Below are 25346 nucleotides of genomic sequence, written 5' to 3'. Positions count from 1 at the left end.
CGGGCCCCTTTTGCTCGTCGTACTGCTATCAAGAAGGTGTGCAAACGTTTGCACCGTCCTCTTCCTGCCCCGAACCGTCTTGCCGACCGTATTCGTTTCTAACAGGCGTCACTTTCCCGCCTTCCGCCGGAAGCCTTCCGGCAGCAGTGCCCGGCGTCACCGCCTGACTCGCCACGGGTAGCGCCATTGCCGCCGCAAGGGCGCCGGTGGCGAGCCGGTGTAAGTTGACGGCCGCGTTGACGTCACGGTCGTGGTAAGCACCACAAATACAGGTCCAACTCAGTTCTCCCAGACCCAGCAAAGAATTCTTTGCCCCGCAATGCGAGCACAGCTTACTCGACGGATACCAGCGATCGGCCACCACGATCGTTGTGCCATAACGCAGCGCCTTGTACTGCAACTGGCGCCGGAACTCGTAGAAACCGATGTCGGAAATAGCTCGCGCCATCCGGCTGTTAGCCATCATTCCCTTTACGCATAAGTCTTCGATTGCCACCGCTTGGTTTTCGCGGCACAGGCGAGTCGTCAGCTTATGGAGGAAATCGCTGCGCACGCGGGCGATACGCGTATGAAGGCACGCCAGCGCATGCGCCCCTTTTTTTCGATTCTGAGAGAAGGTAAGCCGGGTGCCTTTCGGAATCTCGCCTGCTATCTCTGCCCCGGCCTTGGCAGCTTGCAGTTTGCGAGACTGACGCCGACTGCGGATGCGCATGCGCCGCAGCTCCGCGCTTAAGGGTAGTGGGGCAGCAAGCTTCTCACCGCTACTCAAGGTCGCGGCGACTGTTATTCCTAAGTCGACGCCAACGATGCTATCAGCACTCCGAGGAAGCAGGGCAGCGTCATCGAATACATCGACCTGTACAGCGAGAAACCAGTGGTTGGCCTCGCGCGACACACTCGCCCCCATGATTTTTCCAGGAAGACGTAGCGCCTCCGCGAGAAGAGCTCGTCCCACTTTCGGCAGGATCGCGCTTTTACCCTCTAGACGTAGCCTGTCGTTGGCAACGTAGAAACTGTCGCGGCAACGGCCCTTCCTCTTAAATGCAGGAGGATGTGCCGGCTTGCCCGCTTTAAGGGCGCTGAAGTAGCGGCCCCACGCACTGCCGAGGTTTGCGAAAGGCTGCGCGTGGGCATCACGGTGGATGGTTCGCAACCACGGTTTTCCTTCGCTGTCGAGCCAGTCCGAGTGAGTATACTTTATCGCGTTAAACTGCTTTTTCAGAACCACTACATCGGGTCGCTGGCCACAGGAAACCATTCGCTGACACTCGGCCAGGGCGAAATTCCAGACACGGCGTGCGGTGCCAGCCGCCCGCGCGAAGTAATCGCGCTGTTCGGATGTCGCTTCGATACGAATACGGTGCGACAGCAGCATTGTTGGAGGAATGCTTGAGCAGAATTCGTTCGACCGCACCGACCATGGCAGGTTCCAGCCGCTAAGACAGGGTAAGTGCGCGATGTCGTCCATGTCCGCCAATGTACATTCATCGTTTAAAGGCTCTAGTGTTCAGAATCTAGCATGCGGGAGGGGTGCGCACGCTTGGCGATGTCGATTTGATACGCCAAAACCTGGCTTCGGCGGCATGCGAGTCGCTTTTTATGCATGCGCAAGACCGGGTCTGCTTTCGGCGTCGAAACCTTTCACTTCCACAGAAAACTCGGGGTCACTGATCCATATTAATGACCCATCAGATCGATCCTGCCGACCCAATCCACTCGTCTATATTGGCTGACGATTCGAGCCCGGCGGCAGCCGGAATCCTGTGTATCCAGCATGCATGCGGACTCGCGATCCGGCGGCCCGGCCTCCGCCCTCGCCACGCGGTGGAACGGGCCATCCATCGATCGTCGATGTGAAAGGAGATGGTCATGACTACTCATCAGAACCACGCGGCGGCAACGCGGATCGCGGCGCGTGCCGGGGAAGCGGAGGTGCTGGTCACTTCCTCGGCCATGCCGGCCAGCTTCCGCGAACTGCGCCAGCAGGCCGATGCGGCCGCGGTCCGGCAACTGTTCGGGACCGCGCCGGCCCGGGCCGGCCAGCCCGAGCCCGAACTGAGCGGCACCGGTTTCACCTATCGTCACGACTGGGGCGCGCGGCGCGGCCAGTGGGTGCTGCGCCTGAACTGGGATGTCATCCAGCCCCCTCCCGGGTCCTGGTGGCGATCGGCGAAGGCGTGCCGGGCGGCCCGTCCGCCGGCAAGTTCATCGGCGCCGCCCGCTACACCCTGCACAACGTCGCCTCACGCTGGAACGGCGTCGACATCTGGGTCGACATCGCGTGGAGCAGCGACATCTCGCTCTACGCCGATTACCTGGTCATCAACCCTTGAAGCGCACCAGGAGATTCCCATGGCACCAAATGATCGTCTCGACCAGGACGCAGCACTGCTCCTCGATCCCGGAACGCAGGAGCGCGCGGATTCATCAAGCACCGAAGGCCCCTGGGCCGTCGCCGAAGCGAGCGTCGGCACGGAAGGCGTGCAGCCCGCGCTGCAGGGGACCGGATTTACCTACTGCCACGACTGGGGCATGCGCCGCGGCGAATGGCTGCTGCGGCTCAACTGGGACCTGATCCAGCCCGGCTCGCAGGTCTTCGTGGCCATCGGCGAAGGCGTGCCGGGCGGACCGCCCGCCGGCAAGTTCATCGGCGCGGCCCGCTACACCCTGCACAACGTCGCCCCGCGCTTCAACGGCGTCGACATCTGGGTCAACATCGAGTGGAGCGCCGACATTTCGCTCTACGTCGACTACCTGGTCGTCAACCCGCCCTCGGCGCCCCCTAGCCTGCGCACGGTCTCGGTCACGGTGCACCGCCACAGTAGCGTGGCCCTGAGCGAAGCCGAGGCCGACCGGATCCTGGCCGACATGGGCACGATCCTCCAGAACGACGACAGCGGGCCGGATGTCGCGACCCCGGTCCGTTTCGTGCGCAACGGCGCTGTCCGGCTGCTGCCGGCGAACATTCCCGGCACCATCCAGACCTCAAGCGACCTGAATGCCCTCCTGACCGCCGGCAGCGGGGTCAAGATCGTGCAGGCCATCCGCTGGTGCGGCGGGCCCGGCGACGGCATCATCGGCTGCGCCCCGGTCGGCAGCGCCTCGGTCAACGTGGCCGCGGTGCGCTTCACCGCCAACCAGGAAGGCCTGATCTGGGTGCACGAGTACGGCCACAACTGCGGCCTGCCCCACCGTACCGACGACCCGCGCGCGGTCATGTACCCGTCCGTCGGCGCCGACCACAACGTGGTCAACGCGGCCGAGTCCTCGGCCTTCCTTTCGGGCCCGCTCAGCATCAGCGGCAAGGTGATGGCCGCCGGCGGCTGCTCCTGCGGTGCGGGCGGCCTGGCGCTGCCAGCCGACGTGCGCGACTTCGTCTCCCAGCACTGGATCGAGGGCGTGCCATGGGAGCTGGCCTCGCAGTACGGCGAGAAGGACGCCCGCCTGCTGCTGGACTGGCTGGTGAACGAGCCGGAGAAGCACGAGGAGTTCCTGACCCAGATCGTGGCCACCCTCGGCTACATCGGCAGCGAGATCGCGGTCCAGCCGATGATCGACTTCGTCGAAAGTGCGCGCGCCGGCCGTGCCGTGTTCAATGCCAGGAACACGGCCCTGCTGCGCCTCGGCGACCTGGCCAACCGCTCCGGCAGCCGCGCGGCGCTCGATTTCCTGGCGCGGGTCGCCGGCGACATGGACCTGGCGCGTACGCTGGCGGCGCCCCAGGCCAGCGCCGAGCTGCAGGCGGCCAAGGCGCTGCAGGACGTGGTGGCGCCGAGCCTCGACACCCTGGCCGCCGAGCTGGCGGTGTCGGCCACCTTCGGGCTGGCGCTGGCGGGCACGGCGCAATCGCAGCAGGCCGTGGAAGCGCTCAAGGGGAACGCCGACGCCTTCGCGACCGTGAACCAGGCGGCCCAGGAAGCCGCCGAGATCGCCGCGACCGTGCGCGCCAAGGGCCGCCAGGAGTACTACAGGATGAAGGCGGAACACCGGCATCACCTGTAATCGGGCTTGTATTTTAGAAATGAAACCCGCGGACGCGGCCTTTGTCTATAATGGCCGCGTCCGCATTTTCGTTTCCCTGCCATGAACCAACCCATCTCGCTCCCGGGCGAAGCGAAGGTCATCCAGGCCCTCAAGGCCAGCTGCAGCGCGTGCAGCATGCACCAGCTGTGCCTGCCGATGGGCCTCGAGGATGCCGACATCAATCGCCTCGACCAGATCATCGGCCGCCGCCGCCGGCTCGCGCGCGACGAGCGCCTCTACGCCATGGGCGAGCCCTTCCGGAACCTGTACGCGGTGCGCTTCGGCCATTTCAAGACCTATCAGGTCAACGCCGCCGGCGAAGCCCAGATCACCGGCTTCCAGATGGCCGGCGAACTGCTGGGCATGGACGCCATCAGCGGCACCCACCACTGCGACGCCGTGGCCCTCGAGGACAGCGAGGTGTGCGAGATCCCGTTCTCGCGCCTGGAAGAGCTGTTCGGCCACGTGCCGGCCCTGCTGCGCCACTTCCACCGCATCATGAGCCAGGAGATCACGCGCGAACAGAACGTCATGCTGCTGCTCGGCAATATGCGGGCGGAGCAGCGTTTCGCCGTCTTCCTGGTCAACCTGTCGGCACGCTACGCGGCGCGCGGCTATTCGCCGCACAGCTTCCAGCTGCGCATGTCGCGCGAAGACATCGGCAACTACCTCGGGCTCACCATCGAAAGCATCAGCCGCCTGCTGTCGCGCTTCAAGAAGCAGGGCTGGCTGCAGGTCGACAAGCGCGAAGTCACCCTGCTCGACCCGGCCAAGCTCAAGGCGCTGGCGGCCGGCACCGACGTCTGCAGCCCGATGGGCTAGCGACACCGCCATGGCCGCTGCCCTGCTCGACCTGCATCTACGCAGCTATGGCGCCGCGCGCAGCTCGGACCGCCACGAGTTCGGCCAGCTGGTGCTGCCCGTGAGCGGCGAAGTCGCCCTGGAAATCGAAGGCCGCCAGGCCAGGCTCGATCCGCTGCGCGTGGCGGTGGTGGCGCCCGGCGCCTGGCACTCGCAGTGCAGCCCGGTGGCCAACCGGTCGCTGATCGTCGACCTGGGACCGGATACCTTCGCGCAAGGACCCTGGCAGCGCCTGCTCGAGCAGCCCTTCGGCGCCATCGGTCCCGCAGCGCGCAAGCTGGTCGAATTCATGGGCATCATGGCCGCCACCGCCCCGCCCGCGCCTTCCGTGCTGGCCGGCTGGACCCCGCTGCTGCTCGACACCCTGGTGCTGGGGGCGCCCGCGCCAAGCTCGCGCCTGGCCGCCCTGCTCGCCCGCATCGAGGCCGAACCCGGCCTGCCGTGGACCACCGAGGCCATGGCGCGCGCCTGCAGCCTGAGCGTCAGCCGCCTGCATGCGCTGTTTCGCGAAGAGCGCGACAGCACGCCCCACGACTGGCTGCTGGACTGCCGCCTGCGCCATGCCTGCGAATGGCTGCGTGCGACGGCGCGCCCGGTGGCCGAAATCGCGCTGGCAGCGGGCTTTTCCGAGCAGAGCGCGCTGACCCGTGCCATGCGCAGGGCGATGGACACCACGCCCGCGGCCTACCGGCGCGCGTATCGCGAGAATCTGTCAAACCAGCAGTAGCCAGGGTCAAGCGCGCCGCGGGTATCCGGCCGACAATCTCCCTTCCCAAGGAGATCGTCCATGCTTTCGCAGATTCACGCTACATCCCACACTACCCAGCTCAGCATCGGCGCCGGCATCACCGCGGGCGCCTTCTGGGGCCTGGTGTTCCTGGCCCCGGAACTGGTGCCGGGCTTCTCGGCCCTGCAGCTGTCGGCGGGCCGCTACCTCGCCTACGGCATCGTCGCCGCCATCCTCGTCGCCCGCGCCTGGCCGCGGCTCAGGCAGCGCCTGACCCGGGCCGACTGGCGCGGCCTGGCCTGGCTCAGCCTGGCGGGCAACATCGTGTACTACCTGTTCCTGGCCCAGGCCGTCCAATTGGGTGGCGTGGCCATGACCTCGATCGTGATCGGGCTGCTGCCGATCACCGTGACCCTGGCGGGCGCGCGCGAGCACGGCGCGGTGTCCTTGCGGCGCCTGGTCCCCTCCCTGCTGCTGGGCGGGGCAGGCCTGGCCTGCATCAGCTGGGATTCCTTGTCTTCCCTGGACGGCGGCTCGGGCATCGGCCTCTTGTCGGCGATCGGCGCGCTGCTGTCGTGGACCTTCTATGCGGTCGTCAACCGGCGCTGGCTGGCGCGCCTCGAGGGCATTTCGGCCAACGAATGGAGCCAGCTGGTGGGGGTGATGACCGGCGCCCAGGCCCTGCTGCTGGCGCTGCCGGCCTTCCCGCCCGGCGGCGCCGCGCACACGGGCAGCGAATGGCTGCAGTTCATCGGGGTGGTGACGGCGGTCGGGATCTTCTGTTCCGTGATCGGCAACGCCTTGTGGAACTACGCCAGCCGCGCCCTGCCGATGGCGCTGATGGGCCAGATGATCGTGTTCGAGACCGTGTTCGCCTCGCTCTACGGCTTCCTGTGGGAGGCGCGCTGGCCCAGCGGCCTGGAGGCGGCGGCGCTGGTGCTCTTGTTGGCTGGCGTGGTGTCCTGCGCCGCCGCCCACCGCAGTTAAATCTCGATCACCAGGTCCGGGCGGAAGGCTTCCTGCTCGCCCTTGCTGAGGTAGCCGAGCGGGTTGGCCACCACGCGGCAGGACCAGGGCCGGCCGGCATCGACGCCGCTGACCACGTAGTCGTTGGCGCAGTGCAGGTGGCCGTGGATCCAGATGTCGGCCTGGGGGAACAAGCCGTCGAGCGCATTGCAGAAGCCCGCGGTGCCGGGCGTGAGGCCGTAGCGCGGATCGGCGCTTTGCAGGCTGGGCGCGAAATGGGTCACCACCACCGTGCTGCCCTCGAAGGGCGCCGCCAGCGCCCCGCGCAGCCAGTCCTGGCAGTCCAGCGCCAGCTCGCGGATGCCCTCGGCCAGCACCTTCTCGCCGTTCTTCAGGGTGGTGTTCTTCGACAGGTACCAGTTGGCGGCGCGGAAGGCCTTTTCGCGTTTTTGCAGCTGCTTGCTCAGCTCCTGCTCGCGCAGCGCCAGCGCGTCGAAGTCGCTCCACAGGGTGGTGCCGATGAAGCGGATATTCCCGATGACGAGCGTTTCGCGGTCCAGCCATTCGATGCCGAGGCGCGCGCAGCTGGCGCGCAGGCGCGCGTAGGCTTCGTCGTAGTCGAGGCCATCGAATTCGTGGTTGCCGGGGATGTACAGGACGCGCGCGCCATTGGCGCCGGGGCGCAGCGGCGAGAAGCGTTCGAGCCCGAAATCGGCGTCGGTCAGGCGCGACCCGGCCTGGTAGGAGCCGATGTCGCCCGCCAACACGACGACGTCGGTGTCGGCGTGGATCTGCGGATTGAAACCGGCGTAGCGTTCGAGGTGCAGGTCGGAGAAAATCTGGATGCGCATGGTCGGCGCAGTATAGCGGTTTCCACCGCAGGCTGCGCCGCCGTGTCAGAAGCTCACGCGCACGTAGGGCGCGCTTTGCTTGGCCTCGCCGTGGTAGACGGCTTCGATGTTGTTGCCGTCCGGGTCCAGCACGAAGGCGCCGTAGTAGCCCGGGTGGTAGGCGCGCTCGCCGGGGCGGCCGTTGTCCCTGCCGCCGGCGGCCAGGGCCGCGAAATAGAAGGCATTGACCATCTTGCGGTCGCGCGCCTGGAAGGCCAGGTGGTGGCGACCGGTGAGCACGCCTTGGGCGGCCGCGCTGTCGCGGCTGGAGATGAAGAGTTCGTCGGCCCAGAAATAATCGTCGCCCGCGCCGCCCAGCGGAATGCCCAGCACCTCGAACACGGCGCCGTAGAACCTGCGCGATGCGGGCAGGTCCCTGACCACGAGCTGGATGTGGTCGATGAGTCGGCCGCGGTAGATTTCTTGTGTTTCCATGCTGCGCTCCTGCGAAAGAAGGTCGTGAAAGACAGCGTGTGCGCGAGCAGTGTAGAGGGAAAGCAGAACCGTGGCAACGATTGCCGGGCGCTTACTCCCAGACCGGAGGGAGCCTGCCGTTTGCGGTGTCGCGCAACATCGCGAGGGTGTTCCCAGCGATGCGCGAAACGCCGGTCGGCCACCACCCAGAACAAGGCTTGTGCAAGCGCGCGCAGCCAGTCGGGCACTACGGTGCTCCTTCCTTCGGTGCGGCGATCGCGCCGCGGTACAGGGCGTCCGTGATGCGCTCCTGGAAGCGCGCCTCGGACGAGAAGCGTCCGGGGTGGCGGTCGGGGTCGTCGCCCACGCCGCTGGCCACGTAGATCATGCCGTTCTTCGTTGTCGGATCGAACACGAACAAGGCGTTCAGGCCCCAGGACCAGCCCAGGTGGCCGACGCCGGTGAAGCCGCCGCCTTCCACCAGGCGGTCGCCGCTGGCCCGGCCGTCCGCTACGATGCTGGTGTCCGTAAAATGCTGGTTGCCCAGGCCCCAGGCGTGGTACAGGCCGCGGAAGTTGTCGCTGTCGCCGTTGCCGCTGCCCGGCCGCAGGGTCCATTGGCGCGCCAGCATTGCGGACACCGTTTCCGGCTTCAGTATCTGCCGGCCCTGATGGTACCCCCCGTTCATCAGCATCAGCATGAGCTGCGCCAACTCGCCGGCCGAGATGCGCAGGCTGCCCTGCGGGCCGAACAGGGTGCCGTTGGTGCCCACGACGTAGTGCTCCAGCCTAGGGGGCGCAAGCGGCGCCTTGACGTGGAAATCGTCGGACTGCGCGATCCACGGGCCTTGCGGGTCCCAGCGTTCGTCGCCGTCCTTCTCGCGGCGGCGGTACAGCGTCGCCGCATCCTCGATCCTGGCTGGCGCGAAGTCGGCCAGGTAGAAGCCGGCCTTCAGACCCATCGGATCGAACACCAGGCGCCGCATCAGGCGGTCGAAGCGCTCGCCGCCGGCGCGCTCCATGATGGTGGCGATGATGCCGGAATTGAAGTTGACGTATTCGAAGAAGCGCCCCGGCGCATGGGTGCTGGACCACATGGCGCCCTTGCCGTGCAGGCGTCCGCCCGGCTGCAAGACCTCCTTCAGGTCGACCGCGGGGTCGAACTTGAAGCCGCCCTCGTCGCGCAGCGAGGAGGTGTGCGTGAGCAGCATGCGCAGGGTGATCGGCTGGTCCGGGAACTGCGGATTGCGCAACCGGTAGCCGAGCCAGGCGCTGACGTCCTGGTCCAGCGCCACCCTGCCCTGCTCCACCAGCTTCATGGCGCCCAGCGCGGTCACCAGCTTGGACACCGAGGCGATGCGGAACATCGTATCGGCATCCATCGGCTGCGCAGGCAGGCCAGGGCTGGCCAGGCGCTTGTAGCCGAACTGGCGGCTGTAGACGATCTCGCCGCCACGGACCGCCACCACCGCCAGGCCGGGCAGCGAGATGGCGGGGTCGTCGACGATGGCCGCTAGCTGCCGCGTCAGCGCCTCGGCCTGGGGTGCGGACAGGGGAGCGGCTGCGCTCGCACAGGACAGCGCCGACAGCGCAAGCATGGCCAGCGTCGACTTCACGGCCCCGTCACGCCTTCATCTGCTTGGCGATCCAGCCGTCCACCAGCTCGCCCAGCACGTCGAGCGGCACCGAGCCCGCGCCCAGCACCAGGTCGTGGAAGCCCGGGAGCGAGAACTTGTCGCCCAGTTCCTTCTTCGCCTTCTCGCGCAGCTCGATGATGCGCAGCATGCCGATCATGTAGGCATTCGCCTGGCCCGGCCAGACGACGTAGCGCTCGACTTCCTGGGCGCCGATACCGTAGTCGATCGCCTGCTGGCGGGTCCAGCCCTTCGAGTGCAGGCCGGTGTCGACCACCAGGCGGCGGGCGCGGAACAGCTCCGAACCGAGCGCCCCGAGCAGGCCCGGCACGTCGCCTTCGTACCAGCCCTGCTCCACCGCCAGGCGTTCGGTGTACAGCGCCCAGCCCTCGGCATGGGCGCTGCCGCCGCTGAAGATGCGCTGGCTGCGGAATTTCGGGATGCCGGTCAGTTCCTGCTGGATCGCCAACTGGAAGTGGTGGCCCGGCACCGCCTCGTGGTAGGCCAGGCTGCGCATGCGGATCATGTCGAAGCTGGGCCCGCGCAGCGGCACCCAGAAGATGCCCGGACGGGTGCCGTCCGGCGCCGGCAGCGTGTAGTGGGCGGCGGCCGAGGGTTCGGTCAGCGGCGGCACGCGGCGCACCTCGACCGGCGCGCGCGGCTTCAGGTTGAACAGCGGGGCGCTGCGGCGCTCGGCGTCCTTCACCATCTCGCCGTAGCTGGCGATGATGGCCGGGCGCGGGTCGCCTTCTCCCTTCGGCTGGAAGCGCGCATCGAGCTGCTTCATGCGGGTTTCGATGTTGCCTTCAAGGAGGCCGAGCGAGCGCAAGTGGCGATCCATCTCGCCTTCGATGCGCGCCACTTCGCGCAGGCCGATCTCGTGGATCTCGTTCGGCGACAGCTTGGTGCTGGTGAAGTTCTCGACCGCGCGCGCATAGGCCGCGGCGCCGTTCGGCAGGCGCGAGATGCCGGCCACGTCACCGGTGCGCGGGTGGATCTCGGCCATGAATTCCTGCACCCGTTTGTAGGCCGGGCGGATGCGCTCGTCCACGATGCGGGCGGCGCGCGCCAGTGCGGCGTTGCGCACGTCCGGGTTCAGGCCTTCGATCTTCTCGGTGCGCTGGGCCAGCGAGGTGACCAGGACGTTCTCGTTCGCCGCCGGCTTGAGGAAGCTGTCGACCTGGAATTGCGCGCGCTCGAGGATGAAGCGCGGCGGGATCAGGGACTTGGCGGCGGCCTCGCGGGCACGCGCCAGCGCTTCGTCCATGCGGGTGCCGACCTGCTCCAGGCGCGCCAGGTAGCTGTCGAGGTCCTGCGGGTTGCGCAGCGGATGGGTGGTGTTCATGAAGTTGACCAGGCCGACCTGGACGCCGCTGAACTGCGAGAACACGAAGGCATGGTCCTCGTAGGGCTCGTTGGCGATCACGTTCTGCAGCGACCAGCGCATGACCGCGGCCGAGATGCGCTGGTTTTCGTCGAGCGGGCCGGCCATCCACTTGTCCAGGCGCGCCAGGCCGGTCCTGGCCAGCGCCTGCATCTTCTGGCGGTGGGCTTTCGTCATCGGCGTCAGCTCGCGGTCCAGCTTCGCCTGCGCGGCGCCGCTGAAGTACTGGGTGGACGTGGCCATCTGCGGGTTCAGGCGCACCCAGTCTTCGGCAAACTTGTCGGCCCAGGTATCGAAGGCCTTGTTCGGCTTGGCGCTGGCAGCCTTGGCCGCGGGCGCGGCCAGCGCGGCGCTCGGCAGGCTTGCCGCCGCGATGGCGGCGGGGATGAACAGGGCGGCGATGGCGGCGCGCAAACTGCGCTGGCGGAGGGATGGCATCTTGGTCTCGTATCCTTGGTCGTTGTGGTGTCGGTCGACGGCGCCGGGCGCCGTGCTTGCCGCGGAGGAATCTAACATGGAAAAGCTCAAAGAAACAACGCGCCCGTGGTATGTACAGACAGGCCGTCCATACGCTGCTAGACTGGGCCGGAGCCATCCACGACGACCCGACATGCGCATGCTCCGACGCCCGTTAGCCTCCCTTGCCTCCCTGGCCTTCCTAGCCTTCCTGCTGGCGGGGATCGATGGCCGCGCCGCTGAACCCACCTACCCGACCACCATGGCCGAATTGCCGGACGCGGTGCGCGAGCTGCTGGTGCGCCGCGAGGATGGCATGGCCGACGTCGGCGGGCCGTTCAGCGAGGCTTGCGTGCGCAAGCCCGGCACCTTCCATGCGCGGCTGGTCTGGGCCGAAGTGCGGCCGGATACGGTGCTGGTACGCTACGAGCGCGGCGGACTCGCCGGCCCGCGTCCCTACCAGGTGGAGTTCACCAGGATCGGGGACAGCTGGAGCGAAGTGGTCCAGCATACCCGTCTTACCTGGTCGGGCCGGCCACGCGTGTTCGGCCCCGCACATTAAGTTCGATTATTGAACTATTATTGCCCTTGCCTTCAGGCATCCGCTCACTGCCATTGTTGCGGTGGAATAATAATTCATAATCGAGACAAAAATGAAATTTTCTTTCATGGCGCCGGCATTGCTGTGCGCTTCCCTGCTGGCTGCCTCGCCAGCCCAGGCCGAACAATTCAACGTCCTCGTGTTCACCAAGACCGCAGGCTGGCACCATGACGCCGTGCACGCGGGCGTCAGCGCCGTGGAGGAACTGGGCAGGCTGCACGACTTCAAGGTCTTCTGGACTGCCGACGCGGGACGCGTGATGAACGACGCCGAACTGTCCAAGTACCAGGCCGTCGTCTTCCTCTTGACCACCGGCGACGTGCTCGACGACAAGCAGCAGGCCGCCTTCGAGCGCTACATCCGCAAGGGCGGCGGCTTCGTGGGCGTGCACAGCGCCTCGGACACCGAATACGGCTGGCCGTGGTACACCAAGATGGTCGGCCACATGTTCCACGTGCACCCGGCGGTGCAGACCGCGGTGCTGCAGGTCCGCGACCGCAACTTCCCCGGCATGGAGCGCTTCGCGCCGCGCACCCTGTTCACCGAGGAATGGTATGAGTTCGGTCCGCCGACTTCCGGCAAGCTGAATTACCTCTTGAGCGTCGACGAGTCCACCTACAAACCCGAAACCGGCAAGAGCAAGGGCATGGGCGCCTTCCACCCGATCAGCTGGTACCAGGCCTACGATGGCGGGAGCGCATTCTACACGGCGCTGGGGCACATGCAGGCCACCTACCGCGACCCGGTGTTCCTGCACCACCTGTATGGCGGCATCTACTGGGCGGCGACGGGGCGCGGCTTCAAGGCCGAGTAGGATGTCGTTGCAGCGCAAGCGGCTGCAGGTGGCGTGATGCCTTGCTGCCGCATGTCAAGAGCGCTGCTGTGATGACCAACTATGCTGTTTCCACATGAAAACCCAATGGAGGCAGGCATGGACAAAACGGCAGACAGCATCCCCATCACCGATAACCAGGCGATCGCGTTATGGAACCCGACCGCCGCCGCACTGTGGAGCCTGGTCTTCACACCGGCCTTCGGCGCCTGGCTCCACATGCGCAACTGGGAGCGGCTCGGACAGCCGGACAAGGCCAGGCAAGCGCGCTACTGGTTCGCCGGCATGCTCCTGATTGCCATCGCCAGTTACGCCGCCGGCGCCGCCGGCGCCCTGCTTGGCCGCGACGATCTCTCCGTGCCCTGGTGGGCCTCGCTGGCATTGTTCGGCGCCTGGGGTGCGGGGTCGGCCTACCAGCAGATCAAGCATGTCGACGACCACCACGGCGAAAGCTATGCGCGCCGTTCCTGGGCTGCGCCGATGCTGATCGGCGTGGCGGCGATCTGCGCCATTCCGTTTGCGGCCGGTGTCGTGACCGCCTTCCGGGTCGCGGCCGCGTAATCCGCCGCGGGCCCGAGCGCGCTGGCCGGCGAGCTTACTGCCCCGCGGCGGCCAGCGCGCCGCCCTCCTCGAGCCGGCGCCGCAGCAGGTCCTCGGCCACCCCGAGCGCCTTGTCCGGCGCCGCCGCAATGTCCGGAATCACGCCCGCGCCCTCCCAGTTGGACCCGGTGATCGGGTTGATGGCGCGCCTGCTGGGAATGAAGGCAAGGAAATGCTCGCCGATTACCGTGCCGCGCTTGAGCGCCTGCATCGTGTAGACGAACTCTTCGCCTGCCGACTTGGTGTCGGGGTCGACCAGAATCAGGACCGGCTGCTTGCTGCCATAGCGCTTTCCATCGAGCTTGTCGACGCTCCAGTGCTGCTGGCTGGTGCCGGTGCTGCGATCCCAGATGTCGTTGAGGCGGGTACGCTGGTCCACGAAATAGCTGATGAGCAAGGCCACGCCTTCCGGATTGCCGCCGCGGTGCCCGCGCAGGTCCATGATCAGGCCATCGGTGCCGGCAAGCTCATCCATGGCAGCGGCGAACCTGCGGCCCGAGATGAAGGGTGGCGGGAAACCGGAGATCTTCAGGTAGCCGATGTTGCCGTCCAGGTGCTCGACCTTGTCGACGGGGTTCGCCATGACGTAGGTGATCTGGCGCATCACGAAGTTGTTGCGCCGCTCCCAGTCCGCCTGCGTCTCCGGCCGCGGCCCGCCCTTGCTGTCAGGAGGGAGCGGGTCGGCGCTGAACCCGACCATCATGTGGCGGTCAGGGCCGATGCGCTGGACGTCGTCGGTGAGCTGCTGCGCCAGCTGTTCGGCGTCCGTTACCCGATCGTAGATGCCCTCCTGCTGGCGCTGGCGCAGGAGGGCCTCGACCTGCTTCGCCTTGTCGGGCAAGACATAGTGCCTGTCAGCTGTCATGGAAGAGGCACCCCGAATCAGGGCTTGGCGCCGCTCCCCGCCTCCACATCCGCCGTGATCGCCAGCACCGGCTCGCGCTGCCAGCTCCAGCTGCGCGCCAGGCGCCAGTCGCGCGCGCTCCCTTCCACCACGACCTGCCAGTGGGTCGCCTCCAGTCCCGGCGCCTGCGCCACGAAGCGGCCGCGGGCGTCCGGCAGGGCTTCCAGGACGCGGTCGCGTTCCGGCTGGGTCGGATGCGCGAGGCGGATGTGGAAGGGTGCGCGCACCGGCTCGCCATGGCTGAGCAGGGTGCCGGTGACGCGCCCGGCCGCGGCATCGTAGCCGGCCTCGAAGCGCAGCCCGAGGCGGCTGGCGGCGCGGTCGCGCTTCAGTTCCTGGTTGATGGCCTTGCCCTGCTTGTAGTAGTCGCCGACCACCATCGCGTCCGGGCGGCTCAGCGCCAGCGAGAGCATGACGAAGCCGCCGACCAGCACCAGCACGGGGCCGATCATCAGGAACCAGGGCCAGCGGTGCCGGTACCAGGGGGCGGCCGGCTGCAGGCTCGTATTTGCTCGCATCTTGTTTGCTCCTTTTTACTTGGGCACGATGAATGCCGCTTCTTCCGTCACCTGCAGCGCGGCGCCGTCTGTCGATGCCAGCGTGAAGGCGATCCGGTTCGAGCCGGGCCGGCCATCTCCACCGGCGATGCGCACCCGCACCGGCACGGCGCGCGTGGTGGCCGCATCGATCTCGACCACGTCCTCGTCCACCACGTTCGCCGAGGCGATGCCGTCCACCGTGATGCGCAGGCGCTGCGCCTGTTCCAGCGTGTTCATCACCTGCAGCCGGTACACGTTCTCGATCATCCCGTCGTCGACTTCCCGGCCCATCGAGCCGCGGTCGCGGATCACGTCCAGCTTGAGCGGGTTGCGCAGCGCCAGCGAGGCGACCATGGCGCTGCCGAGGATCGCCAGCACCGCGGCATAGATCATCACGCGCGGACGCAATACGCGCCGCCGCACCTGGCGCGGAGAGAGTTTCGCCGCCAGCGCGTTCTCGGTCGCATAGCGGATCAGGCCGCGCGGCCGCTCCACCTTGTCCATCACGCCGTTGCAGGCGTCCACGCAGGCGGCGCAGCCGATGCATTCGTACTGCAGGCCCTTGCGGATGTCGATCCCGGTCGGGCATACCTGCACGCACATGCTGCAGTCGATGCAGTCGCCGCCATTCGGGGTCCCGGTGCGGGCATGGACCGCGCCACGCGGCTCGCCGCGGGCGGCGTCGTAGGTGACGATCAGGGTGTCCTTGTCGAACATCGCGCTCTGGAAGCGCGCATACGGGCACATGTACTTGCACACCTGCTCGCGCAGCCAGCCGGCGTTGCCGTAGGTGGCGAGCCCATAGAACAGTACCCAGAAGCTTTCCCATGGTCCCAGCCCGAACGTCGCGATGTCGAAGCTCAGCTCGCGCACCGGGGTGAAATAGCCGACAAAGGTAAAGCCGGTCCACAGCGCCACCAGGCCCCAGGCCGCGTGCTTGCCGCCCTTTCGCGCGATCTTTTCCAGCGTCCAGGGCTGGCGGTCGAGGCGGATGCGGCTGCTGCGCGCGCCTTCGAACTTGCGCTCGATCCACAGGAAGATCTCGGTGTAGACCGTCTGCGGGCAGGCGAAGCCGCACCACACCCGGCCCGCCACCGCCGTCACCAGGAACAGCCCGTAGGCGCACAGGATCAGCAGCGCGGCCAGGTAGATGAAGTCCTGCGGCCACAGCACCAGTCCGAACAGATAGAACTTGCGGCTGGCCAGGTCGAACAGCACCGCCTGGCGGCCGTGCATCTCGAACCATGGCAGGCCGTAGAACAGCAGCTGGGTGAGCCAGACGCAGGCCCAGCGCAGCGAGGCATAGCGGCCCTTGATCTCGCGCGGGTAGATCTCTTCGCGCGCCGCGTACAGGCGGACCACCGCCTCCTGAGGGGAGTTCATTTTGCTTGCGCCGTCACGATGGGTTTCAATTCCGCCCCGTTCGACAGGCTCCATACGTAGGCTGCCAGCACGTGCACCTTCTCTTCGCCGAGGAACTCGCCGAAGGCCGGCATGGTGTTGGTGCGGCCCTTGCGGATGGTCTCCATCACGGTTTCCGGGCTGCCGCCGTACAGCCAGGTCTTGTCCGCCAGGTTGGGCGCTCCCATGGCCGGATTGCCCTCGCCTTTCACGCCGTGGCAGGCCACGCAGGCGGCAAACTTCGGCTTGCCGAAGGCGACCTTGATCGGGTCCGCCGGCAGGCCGGACAGGTCGCGCACATAATGGGCCACGCTTTCGATGTCCTTGTCCGAACCGAGCGCCGCGCCCATCGGCGGCATGACGCCGACCCGGCCCTGCATGATGCTCTGCTTGATGACGTCGGGCTCGCCGCCGTGCAGCCAGTCGCGGTCGGCCAGGTTGGGGAAACCCTTGCTGCCGCGCGCATCCGACCCGTGGCACTGCGCGCAATAGGTCAGGAACAGGCGTTCGCCGATGGCATGGGCCTGCGGGTCGGCGGCGACCAGCTTCAGGTCCTGGTTGGCGTATTTGGCGAACAGCGGGCCGAACTCAAGCCTGGCCTGTTTCAGCTCGGCCCTGTACTCGCCGGTGGTCGTCCAGCCCAGCTTGCCGGCATAGCTGCCCAGGCCCGGATACAAGGCCAGGTAGGCAAAGCCGAACACGATGGTGAGCCAGAACAGCACGATCCACCAGCGCGGCATCGGCGTGTTCAGTTCGGTCAGGTCTTCGTCCCAGACGTGGCCGGTGGTTTTCTCGGGCGTGCCGTCGGCGCCCAGCTTGACGCGGTAGCTCGACTGCGACCACAGCAGGATGCCGCAGCCCAGGATCGACAGCACCGTGATGACGGCCACGTACCAGTGCCAGAACTCGTTGAAGAAATCAGCCACGCTCGTTCTCCCCTGCCTCGTCCGCGAAGGGCAGCGCGGCAGCCTTGTCGAAATCGCTGCCCTTGCGCAGCACGTAGGTCCAGCCGACGATGCCCAGGAAGGTCACGAAGCTGATCACCGTCATGACGCTGCTTGCGTCATCAAAGATTTGTTGGAGTGCCATGTTAGTTCCTCGTCTTGATCTGGGTGCCCAGGCCCTGCAGGTACGCGATCAATGCGTCCTGCTCGGTCTTGCCCGTCACCTCGCTCGGGGCGGCGGCGATCTCGGCCTCGGTGTAGGGCACGCCCAGGCGGCGCATCGCGCGCATCTTCGGGATGATCTCGCTCGGGTCCAGCTTGGCCTTGGCCAGCCACGGATAGCCCGGCATGTTCGATTCCGGCACCACGTCGCGCGGGTTGTCGAGGTGGGTGCGGTGCCATTCGTCGCTGTAGCGGCCGCCCACGCGGGCCAGGTCGGGACCGGTGCGCTTCGAGCCCCACTGGAACGGGTGGTCGTAGACGAATTCGCCCGCGACCGAATAGTGGCCGTAGCGCTCGGTCTCGGCGCGGAACGGCCGGATCATCTGCGAATGGCAGTTGTAGCAGCCTTCGCGGATGTAGACGTCGCGCCCGGCCAGGCGCAGCGGCGAGTAGGGCTTCAATCCCGCCACCGGCTCGGTGGTGGACTTCTGGAAGAACAGCGGCACGATCTCGACCAGGCCGCCGAAGGAGATCACGAGCAGCACCAGGCCGATCAGGAGCCAGGGGTTCTTCTCGATCCATTCATGCGTAAACTTCTTCTTCATTGTGTGCTCCGGTGGTTCAGGCGTGCGCCGCTTCGGGCTGCACGTGGTTCGGATGCGGCTTGGCCGGCCCAAGCGGGATCAGGGCATCCACGCTCTTCGTGCCGCTCAGCGTCTTCCAGGTATTGAAGGCCATGATCGCCATGCCCGACAGGTACAGGAAGCCGCCGGTGAAGCGGATCACGTAGTAGGGATAGGTGGCCTTGACGCTTTCGGCGAAGGTATACGTCAGGGTGCCGTCCGGGTTCACCGCGCGCCACATCAGGCCCTGCATCACGCCGGCGATCCACATCGAGGCGATGTACAGGACGATGCCGATGGTGGCCACCCAGAAATGGGTATCGACAAGCGTCAGGCTCCACATCTGCTTTTTCCCAGCCAGGCGCGGGATCAGGTAGTAGATCGAACCCATGGTGATGAAGCCGACCCAGCCCAGGGCGCCGGCATGGACGTGGGCGACGGTCCAGTCGGTGTAGTGCGACAGCGAGTTGATGGTCTTGATCGACATCATCGGGCCCTCGAAGGTGGCCATGCCGTAGAAGGACAGCGAGACGATCAGGAACTTCAGGATCGGGTCCGAGCGCAGCTTGTGCCAGGCGCCCGACAGGGTCATGATCCCGTTGATCATGCCGCCCCAGGAGGGCGCCAGCAGGATCAGCGAGAACACCATGCCGATCGACTGGGTCCAGTCGGGCAGCGCGGTGTAGTGCAGGTGGTGCGGGCCGGCCCACATGTAGGTGAAGATCAGGGCCCAGAAGTGCACGATCGACAGGCGGTAGGAATACACCGGGCGCTCGGCCTGCTTCGGGATGAAGTAATAGACCATGCCGAGGTAGCCGGCGGTCAGGATGAAGCCCACCGCGTTATGGCCGTACCACCACTGGATCATCGCGTCCTGCACGCCGGCGTAGGCCGAGTAGGACTTCATCGCCGACACCGGCATCACCGCGCCGTTCACCACGTGCAGGATGGCGACCGCCAGGATGTAGGCGCCGAAGAACCAGTTGGCCACGTAGATGTGCTGGACGCGGCGCTTGATGATGGTGCCGAAGAAGACCACCGCATAGGCCACCCAGACCACGGTGATCAGGATCGCGATCGGCCATTCGAGCTCGGCGTATTCCTTGCCGCGGGTGAAGCCCATCGGCAGCGAGATCGCGGCCGACACCAGCACCGCCTGCCAGCCCCAGAAGGTGAAGCTGGCCAGTTTGTCCGAGAACAGCCGCACCTGGCAGGTGCGCTGCACCACGTAGTAGGAAGTGGCGAACAGGCCGCAGATGCCGAAGGCGAAGATCACCGCATTGGTGTGCAGCGGGCGCAGGCGTCCGTAGCTCAGCCAGGCGATGTCGAAATTCAGCGCGGGCCAGGCCAGCTGCGCCGCGATGAAGACGCCGGCGGCCATGCCGATCACGCCCCACACGACGGTCGCGATGGCAAACTGGCGCACGATCTTGTAGTTATAGTTTAGACTGGTGTCCAAGATGCTCTCCTGAAAATACCTTGATGGATGACAATCAGGAGTGTCGTTTTTCGCAGTGCAAAAATCCTTGATGTGAATCAAATTGTTCAGCATCAGATGAGCTATGCAACAGCATCTTGCGGCCGAGTGCGCGAGGCGTGTTGACTGAAAAATCAAGGCTGCGATTTGAGATCATTCAAGGATCTCGACGGACACTCGGAAAGGAAGGAACCGCGCCATGCCGCCTCTATCGCAATCCGTATCGGAAGAACTCAGCAAGCGCCTGCACCAGGCGCGCCAAGATTTGCTCGACACCGTGCGCTCGCGCACCGGCCCGCAAGATGACGAAGCGCCAGCCATCGGTCCCCTCGCCCACCAGGGCCAGAGCGACGATGCGCCGCAATCGGAAATGATCAGCCACAACGAGCAGCACCTGGCCGACCACGAATCAAGCCTCCTGCACGAGATCGACGTCGCCATCGGCAAGCTCGAATCGGGCGGCGCCGGCATCTGCGAATCCTGCGGGCGCGACATCCCGGACGCGCGCCTGCTGGCCACGCCCACGGTGCGGCTGTGCATCGCATGCCAGGAACAGCTCGAGAAAGACCAGCATACCGGGCGCGGACCGTCGATGTAGATCGAGGAATATCTGAACAGCCCTCGCACTGCTCTTATTCGTTAGCTCGTGAGTCGTCATTCCGGCGAAGGCCGGAATCCAATTTTTTTCGAATACCGCCTACGTAAGTGCTTGTGGTACGCAACGAACTTGGGTCCCGGCCTTCGCCGGGACGACGTTCATACGCTATCAATAAACGCGATCAACCCGGCCGATCATCGTCCACCAGGATCCGCATCCCCGGCCCTTCGAGGTCCTCGAACTGCCCGCTGTCCGCCGCCCCGAAGAAGATCCATACCGCCAGCGCGACCAGGATCACGCTCAGGGGTATCAACAAATACAGTGCTTCCATATCAGTCCTTGCGCAGCCGCAGCGCGTTCAGCACCACGATCGCCGAGCTGGCCGCCATGCCGATGCCGGACAGCCAGGGGTTGAGCAAGCCGGTCGCCGCCGCCGGGATCGCGGCCAGGTTGTAGACCGAGGCCCAGATCAGGTTCTGGCGGATCACCGCCAGGGTGCGGCGCGCGGTAACGGCGGCGTCGGCCAGCGGCAGCAGGCTGTCGCCCAGCAGCACGCCGTCGGCATGCACCTGGGCCAGTTCGGCGCCGCGTCCCATGGCGAAGGAAACGTCGGCGCCGCGCAGCACGGCCGCATCGTTGCTGCCGTCGCCCACCATCGCCACCACCGCGCCATCGGCCTGCAGCTCGCGCACGAAGGCGAGCTTCTCGGCCGGCAGGCGGCCGCCGAAGGCGCTGGCGATGCCGAGCTGGCGCGCCACCGCAGCCGTTGCGGCCTGGTCGTCGCCGCTGAGCAGGATCACGGTCTTGCCGCCGCGCTGGAAGCGCCGCACCACCTCCCGGGCCTCCTCGCGCAGTGCGTCGGACAGGTCGAAGCGCGCCAGCCACTGGCCTTCGCAGGCCAGCCAGGCGGTGCTGGTGCCGGCCGGCGCCGCCGAACCCACCACGCCGCCGGCCAGCTCCTGGACGTAGTCCGCGGTGCCGATGCGGTAGACGACGCCGTCGATGCTGCCTTCGATGCCGCGCCCGATGTCGGCGCGCAAGCCGCGCGCGCTCAAGCCGTGGCCGGGCATCGCGGCGCGGATCGCCATGCCGATCGGATGGGAGTTATCGGCCTGCAGCGCGGCGCCGATGCGCAGGCACAGGTCGCTGTCGAGCGCACCGACCGGCTGCACCTGGCGTAGCACCGGGCGGCCCAGGGTCAGGGTGCCGGTCTTGTCGAACACGACATGGGTGGCGCGCTCGAAGGTTTCCAGCGTATGCGGGGCGACGGCCAGCACGCCGCGGCGCAGCAGCCGGTCGGTGGCCGCCGCCAGCGCGGTCGGGGTAGCCAGCGACAGCGCGCATGGGCAGGACACCACCAGCACCGCCACTGCCGCATGCCAGGCACGTTCGGGGTCGACCGTGCTCCAGATCAGGTAGACCGCCGCGCTCAAGACCAGCAGGGCCAGCACGAACCAGGCGGCGACGCGGTCGGCCCACAGCGCGATCGCCGGCTTGCCCTGGCCGGCCCGTTCGACCAGCCTGACCAGCATCGCCAGCGTGCTGTCGCGCGCCGACGCGGTGATGCGCACCACGATAGCCTGGCCGGCATTGACGGCGCCGCCCGGCAGCACCTCGCCCGGTCCCATGCGGCGGGTCCGGCTTTCGCCGGTCAGCAGCGAGAAATCCAGCTCGGTCGTGCCCTCATCGATGACTCCGTCCGCCGGCACCGCCCGTCCCGGCGGCACCAGCACCAGTTCGCCCACCGCCAGGCTTGACGCCGGCACCAGCTCGGTATCGCGCGCGGCCGGATCGCCGAGCAGGCGCAGGCCCGAGGCCGGCACCCCGCCGCGCAGGGTGTCGAGCGCCTGGGTGGCGCGCCGGCGCGCGCCCAGCTCGAGGTAGCGGCTGCCCAGCAGCAGGAACACGAACATCGTGATCGAGTCGAAGTAGACCTCGCCCTTGCCCGAGAGGAGCGTGGCGCAGCTGCCGGCGAAGGCGGCCGCGATGCCCAGCGCCACCGGCACGTCCATGCCGGGCACGCCGCGCTTGACGTCGCGCCAGGCGCCCGCGAAGAAAGGCAGGGCCGAATAGAACACGGCCGGCAGGGTCAGCGCGAACGAGGCCCAAGCCATCAGCGCGCGCATGTCGGCGTCCATGCTGCCGTCTTCGGCCAGGTAGACCGGCACCGCATACATCATCACCTGCATCATCGACAGGCCGGCCACGAACAGCTGGCGGAACAGGGTGCGGCGTGCGCGCTCGATCCGTTCGGCATGGCGCTGGGCGTCGTAGGGCGCGGCGAAGTAGCCGATGGCGCGCAATGCGCGCACGATCGCGCTGGGGCGGCACAGGGCCGGGTCCCAGCGCACGAACACGCGCCCGGTGGCGACGTTCAGCGCCACTTCCTGCACGCCGGCCAGTTGCCCCAGGCGGCGCTCGACCAGCCAGACGCAGGCGCCGCAGCGCACCCCTTCGATCGAGAAGCTGCCCTCGCCCTGCATGCCTTGCTGGTCGAACAGCGCCAGCTCGGGTTCGTCCGCCCTGGCGGCATTCGATGCCGCGTATTCGGTACGCACGCTGTAATAGTCGGCGAAGCCGCCGGCGACGATCGCCTCGGCCGCGGCGGCGCAGCCGGGACAGCACATGCTGCGCGGCGCGCCGTCGACCCGGGCCTGCCAACGGCTGCCTTCCGGGACCGGGGAGCCGCAGTGAAAGCAGCCCGCGGCGGCGGCGCCGAGGTCGGCGCTGCGCAGGGCATCGTTGGCGGCGGCTGCCTCGGCGCCCTCCACCGCCCCTACCGGCGGCGCGACCTGTGCCAGCACCGCGCTCATGCTTCAGCTCCCGACGCCACGCACAGGACGTCGATCCAGTGGGCCCACATCCCGTGGGCCGCGGCGCCGGGCGCGGACATCCCGCCGGCGGCGCGCCACAGCCCGAGCAGGCCGAAGCCGAGGATCAGCAGGCCGCAGGCCAGGCGCACCTGGCGCAGCTGGAACAGGGTGCGCAGGCGCACCCCGGCCATGCCGATCGCCGCCAGCATCGGCAGCGTGCCCAGCCCGAAGGCCAGCATCACGCTGGCGCCACCCAGCGCGGAGCCGCTCAGCATGGCCGTCACCAGCATGCTGTAGACCATCCCGCAAGGCAGCCAGCCCCACAGCGCGCCGGCCGCGAACATGCGTCCCGGCGTGGCGCCCGGACCGAGCTGGCGCAGCAGCGGGGAAATGCGGCGCCACAGCGCCTGCCCGCTTCGCTCCAGCAGCGCCAGGCCGCGCCAGGCATCCATCAGGTAAAGTCCCAGCGCCACCAGCATCAGGTTGGCCAGCACGTAGGCCCCGAGCTGCAGCGCCGGCAGCCCGGCAAGCCTGGCCGCGCCGCCCGCCAGGCCGCCGGCCAGGGCGCCGGCAGTGGCATAGCTGGCGATGCGACCGGCGTTGTAGGCGCCCACGTGCGCAGCCACCGGCGCCAGGCGCTGGACGGCCACGGTGCGCACCGGGACCGGGAATGCAGGCCGCGGCGCGACCGACAGTGCGCCCACGATGCCGCCGCACATGCCGGCGCAGTGGACACTGCCGGCCAGGCCGACCAGGAATACCGGGAACAGGCTGACGTTCATATGGTCTGCGAATGGTGCCGCGACATGTCGCGGCACGGCCCCTCACTCTTCGGAGCGAGGTAGCGGTCGAACACCATGCACACGTTGCGGATCAGGAGGCGTCCCTTCATGGTCACGGTCAGCCATTCCGGACCGACGCTCACCAGGCCGTCCTCTTCCATCTGGCGCAGGCGCGCCAGCTCGGGCGCGAAGTAGTCGCGGAACACGATCGGAAAGGCCTGCTCCAGCGCCGGGATCGACACCTCGAACTGGCACATCAACTTCTGGATCAGGCTGCGGCGCAGCGCGTCGTCCATGCCGAGCCGGATACCGCGCGCCACCGGCAGCTCGTTCTGGTCGAGCAGGTCGTAGTATTCCTCGAGGGTCTTGACGTTCTGGCTGTAGGTGGCGCCCACCGCGCCGATGGCCGAGACGCCGCAGGCCACCAGGTCGGTGTCGGCATGGGTCGAGTAACCCTGGAAGTTGCGGTGCAGGCGGCCCTGGCGCTGGGCCACGGCGAGGTCGTCGTCCGGCTTGGCGAAATGGTCCATGCCAATGTAGACGTAGCCGGCCGCGCCCAGGCGTTCGATGCACAGCTGGAGCATCGCGAGCTTGGTGTCGCTGGACGGCATGTCGGCTTCCACGATGCGGCGCTGCGGCTTGAACAGGTGCGGCATGTGGGCGTAATGGTAGACGGCGATGCGGTCCGGGCTTGCCGCCACCACCTTGTCGAGGGTCTGGCGCATCGTCTCCAGGGTCTGCTTCGGCAGGCCGTAGATCAGGTCGATGCTCACCGAGCGGAAGCCGGCGGCGCGCGCGGCATCGATCACCGCACGCGTTTCATGCTCGGGCTGAACGCGGTTGACGGCGCGCTGCACCTCGGGGTCGAAGTCCTGCACGCCCAGGCTGATGCGGTTGAAGCCCTGCCGCCGCAAGGTATGCACCCGCTCGCTTGAAACGGTGCGCGGATCGACCTCGATCGAGTATTCGCCTACCTCGTCCGGCGCGAAGCGGAAGTTGCGGCGCAGGTGGGCCATCAAGTCGTCCATCTGGGCGTCGGAAAGATAGGTCGGGGTGCCGCCGCCGAAATGCAGCTGCTCGACCTCGTTCATGCCGGCGAACAGCGCGCCCTGCATGGCGATCTCGCGCTTCAGGTAGGAGAGATAGGTCGCGGCCTTGTCGCGCTTTTTGGTGACGATCTTGTTGCAGGCGCAGTAGTAGCAGACCGTGTCGCAGAACGGAATGTGCAGGTAGAGCGACAGCGGGCGGGCGCCGCCGCGGGTGCGCAGGCCGGCCACGGCATGCAGGTAGTCGCGGTAACCGAATTCCTCGCCGAAGCGGTCGGCGGTCGGATACGAGGTATAGCGCGGGCCGTTCTTGCCGAGGCGCTTGAGCAGGTCGACGTCGACGTCGACGCTGGAAGTTGCGACGGTCTGGGTTGCCGGGTGGGCAAGAATGGGAACCACGGGCTTGCCCACGGCCGGTAACACTGTTGCATGCATGTCAATCAACTCCTGCTGCTGCCGGTTTGCGGAACTGCAAAACGGCTCGAATAACAGGCAGTTTATTGATCAGCGTCTTGGAAATCCTTGACTTGCATCAAATACGGACGAGTCTGCTGAAGCAGATGGTGCGTAGGGTGGGCGGCTCTATGTCACAAGGTGATGAGCGGTGCCATTCGCGCCGCCCACGCGGCGATAGTTCGCAGCGAGATCATCCGGCGCGATGACGGAGCCG

Annotated in this window: 26 protein-coding genes; 9 read left to right on the top strand and 17 right to left on the bottom strand. The window is 67.2% G+C overall.

Features of this window, described 5'->3' with window-relative positions; genetic code table 11:
* Nucleotides 1–28 precede the first annotated feature (28 nt).
* Both FG94_RS05545 and FG94_RS05540 read right to left on the bottom strand, forming a co-directional pair.
* Complete coding sequence (locus FG94_RS05545; RefSeq protein ID WP_229445870.1) at nt 29–1468, bottom strand: transposase; 1440 nt, start codon at nt 1466–1468, stop codon at nt 29–31.
* A gap of 412 nt (nt 1469–1880) precedes the next feature.
* Nucleotides 1881–2066 (bottom strand): hypothetical protein, encoded by a 186-nt coding sequence (locus FG94_RS05540; RefSeq protein ID WP_036208186.1) that lies wholly within the window; start codon nt 2064–2066, stop codon nt 1881–1883.
* 42 nt (nt 2067–2108) lie between these two features.
* Here FG94_RS05540 and FG94_RS27105 point away from each other — a divergent pair, with 42 nt between their 5' ends.
* From FG94_RS27105 to FG94_RS05520, 5 genes are all read left to right on the top strand, one after another.
* Complete coding sequence (locus tag FG94_RS27105; RefSeq protein ID WP_152570857.1) at nt 2109–2333, top strand: hypothetical protein; 225 nt, start codon at nt 2109–2111, stop codon at nt 2331–2333.
* Between the two features lie 19 nt (nt 2334–2352).
* Entirely contained in the window at nt 2353–4002 is a 1650-nt protein-coding gene (locus tag FG94_RS05535; RefSeq protein WP_036208183.1) for a hypothetical protein, read from the top strand.
* 81 nt (nt 4003–4083) lie between these two features.
* On the top strand, nt 4084–4845 hold the full coding sequence (gene fnr / locus FG94_RS05530) for a fumarate/nitrate reduction transcriptional regulator Fnr (RefSeq protein WP_027863600.1): 762 nt from the start codon (nt 4084–4086) through the stop codon (nt 4843–4845).
* A 10-nt stretch (nt 4846–4855) separates the two neighbouring features.
* Nucleotides 4856–5611, top strand: a complete 756-nt coding sequence (locus tag FG94_RS05525; protein WP_036208180.1) for an AraC family transcriptional regulator — start codon at nt 4856–4858, stop codon at nt 5609–5611.
* A 60-nt stretch (nt 5612–5671) separates the two neighbouring features.
* Nucleotides 5672–6598, top strand: a complete 927-nt coding sequence (locus tag FG94_RS05520) for a DMT family transporter (RefSeq protein ID WP_081925821.1) — start codon at nt 5672–5674, stop codon at nt 6596–6598.
* Here the strand turns inward: FG94_RS05520 and FG94_RS05515 are convergent.
* The 4 genes from FG94_RS05515 to FG94_RS05500 form a co-directional block, all read right to left on the bottom strand.
* Nucleotides 6595–7428, bottom strand: a complete 834-nt coding sequence (locus tag FG94_RS05515) for a metallophosphoesterase (RefSeq protein WP_036208177.1) — start codon at nt 7426–7428, stop codon at nt 6595–6597. The genes FG94_RS05520 and FG94_RS05515 overlap by 4 nt on opposite strands.
* 45 nt (nt 7429–7473) lie before the next feature.
* A complete protein-coding gene (locus FG94_RS05510; protein ID WP_027863604.1) occupies nt 7474–7902 on the bottom strand; it encodes a VOC family protein in 429 nt (142 codons plus the stop codon).
* Nucleotides 7903–8128: 226 nt separating this feature from the next.
* A complete protein-coding gene (locus tag FG94_RS05505; RefSeq protein WP_229445869.1) occupies nt 8129–9496 on the bottom strand; it encodes a serine hydrolase in 1368 nt (455 codons plus the stop codon).
* Nucleotides 9497–9503: 7 nt separating this feature from the next.
* Nucleotides 9504–11336, bottom strand: coding sequence for a DUF885 family protein (locus FG94_RS05500; protein WP_036208175.1), 1833 nt, complete (start codon nt 11334–11336; stop codon nt 9504–9506).
* A 172-nt stretch (nt 11337–11508) separates the two neighbouring features.
* Here FG94_RS05500 and FG94_RS05495 point away from each other — a divergent pair, with 172 nt between their 5' ends.
* The 3 genes from FG94_RS05495 to FG94_RS05485 all read left to right on the top strand — a co-directional run bounded on the left by FG94_RS05495 (nt 11509) and on the right by FG94_RS05485 (nt 13348).
* The gene (locus tag FG94_RS05495) at nt 11509–11916 is read left to right on the top strand and encodes a hypothetical protein (protein ID WP_036208172.1); all 408 of its coding nucleotides are present in this window, start codon (nt 11509–11511) and stop codon (nt 11914–11916) included.
* A 91-nt stretch (nt 11917–12007) separates the two neighbouring features.
* Nucleotides 12008–12769 (top strand): ThuA domain-containing protein, encoded by a 762-nt coding sequence (locus FG94_RS05490; protein ID WP_036208169.1) that lies wholly within the window; start codon nt 12008–12010, stop codon nt 12767–12769.
* A gap of 117 nt (nt 12770–12886) precedes the next feature.
* Entirely contained in the window at nt 12887–13348 is a 462-nt protein-coding gene (locus tag FG94_RS05485) for a hypothetical protein (RefSeq protein ID WP_152570856.1), read from the top strand.
* 34 nt (nt 13349–13382) lie between these two features.
* Here FG94_RS05485 and FG94_RS05480 read toward each other — a convergent pair whose 3' ends face one another.
* Genes FG94_RS05480 through ccoN form a run of 7 tightly spaced genes read right to left on the bottom strand, consistent with a single transcriptional unit; the run spans nt 13383 to nt 19419 of the window.
* The gene (locus FG94_RS05480) at nt 13383–14252 is read right to left on the bottom strand and encodes a S41 family peptidase (protein WP_081925820.1); all 870 of its coding nucleotides are present in this window, start codon (nt 14250–14252) and stop codon (nt 13383–13385) included.
* Between the two features lie 17 nt (nt 14253–14269).
* Nucleotides 14270–14809 (bottom strand): FixH family protein, encoded by a 540-nt coding sequence (locus tag FG94_RS05475; protein ID WP_036208162.1) that lies wholly within the window; start codon nt 14807–14809, stop codon nt 14270–14272.
* 15 nt (nt 14810–14824) lie between these two features.
* Nucleotides 14825–16213 (bottom strand): cytochrome c oxidase accessory protein CcoG, encoded by a 1389-nt coding sequence (gene ccoG, locus FG94_RS05470; protein WP_036208159.1) that lies wholly within the window; start codon nt 16211–16213, stop codon nt 14825–14827.
* A complete protein-coding gene (gene ccoP / locus FG94_RS05465) occupies nt 16210–17157 on the bottom strand; it encodes a cytochrome-c oxidase, cbb3-type subunit III (RefSeq protein WP_036208156.1) in 948 nt (315 codons plus the stop codon). Before ccoP ends, ccoG begins: the two co-directional genes overlap by 4 nt.
* Nucleotides 17150–17320: a cbb3-type cytochrome c oxidase subunit 3 gene (locus FG94_RS05460; protein ID WP_036208152.1), complete on the bottom strand. Its 171-nt coding sequence runs from the start codon at nt 17318–17320 to the stop codon at nt 17150–17152. Before FG94_RS05460 ends, ccoP begins: the two co-directional genes overlap by 8 nt.
* A gap of 1 nt (nt 17321) precedes the next feature.
* On the bottom strand, nt 17322–17942 hold the full coding sequence (ccoO, locus tag FG94_RS05455) for a cytochrome-c oxidase, cbb3-type subunit II (protein WP_036208150.1): 621 nt from the start codon (nt 17940–17942) through the stop codon (nt 17322–17324).
* A gap of 16 nt (nt 17943–17958) precedes the next feature.
* On the bottom strand, nt 17959–19419 hold the full coding sequence (gene ccoN / locus FG94_RS05450) for a cytochrome-c oxidase, cbb3-type subunit I (protein WP_051996255.1): 1461 nt from the start codon (nt 19417–19419) through the stop codon (nt 17959–17961).
* Nucleotides 19420–19636: 217 nt separating this feature from the next.
* Between ccoN and FG94_RS05445 the strand changes: the two genes are divergently transcribed.
* Entirely contained in the window at nt 19637–20035 is a 399-nt protein-coding gene (locus tag FG94_RS05445; protein WP_036208145.1) for a TraR/DksA family transcriptional regulator, read from the top strand.
* 181 nt (nt 20036–20216) lie between these two features.
* On the opposite strand, the gene ccoS is transcribed toward FG94_RS05445, so the two are convergent.
* From ccoS to hemN, 4 genes are read right to left on the bottom strand one after another with little or no spacing between them, the layout of a single operon-like run.
* Nucleotides 20217–20366, bottom strand: a complete 150-nt coding sequence (ccoS, locus tag FG94_RS05440; protein ID WP_036208143.1) for a cbb3-type cytochrome oxidase assembly protein CcoS — start codon at nt 20364–20366, stop codon at nt 20217–20219.
* 1 nt (nt 20367) lies between these two features.
* Nucleotides 20368–22848: a heavy metal translocating P-type ATPase gene (locus tag FG94_RS05435; protein ID WP_081925819.1), complete on the bottom strand. Its 2481-nt coding sequence runs from the start codon at nt 22846–22848 to the stop codon at nt 20368–20370.
* Nucleotides 22845–23630 (bottom strand): sulfite exporter TauE/SafE family protein, encoded by a 786-nt coding sequence (locus FG94_RS05430; protein WP_027863620.1) that lies wholly within the window; start codon nt 23628–23630, stop codon nt 22845–22847. The genes FG94_RS05435 and FG94_RS05430 overlap by 4 nt, the downstream gene beginning before the upstream one ends.
* On the bottom strand, nt 23627–25111 hold the full coding sequence (hemN, locus tag FG94_RS05425) for an oxygen-independent coproporphyrinogen III oxidase (protein WP_081925818.1): 1485 nt from the start codon (nt 25109–25111) through the stop codon (nt 23627–23629). The genes FG94_RS05430 and hemN overlap by 4 nt, the downstream gene beginning before the upstream one ends.
* Between the last annotated feature and the right edge of the window lie 235 nt (nt 25112–25346).

Source organism: Massilia sp. LC238 (assembly GCF_000735635.1).
Taxonomy (GTDB): domain Bacteria; phylum Pseudomonadota; class Gammaproteobacteria; order Burkholderiales; family Burkholderiaceae_D; genus Telluria; species Telluria varians.
Note: the sequence above shows the minus strand (reverse complement) of the source record. Positions and strands in the feature narration are given on the sequence as shown.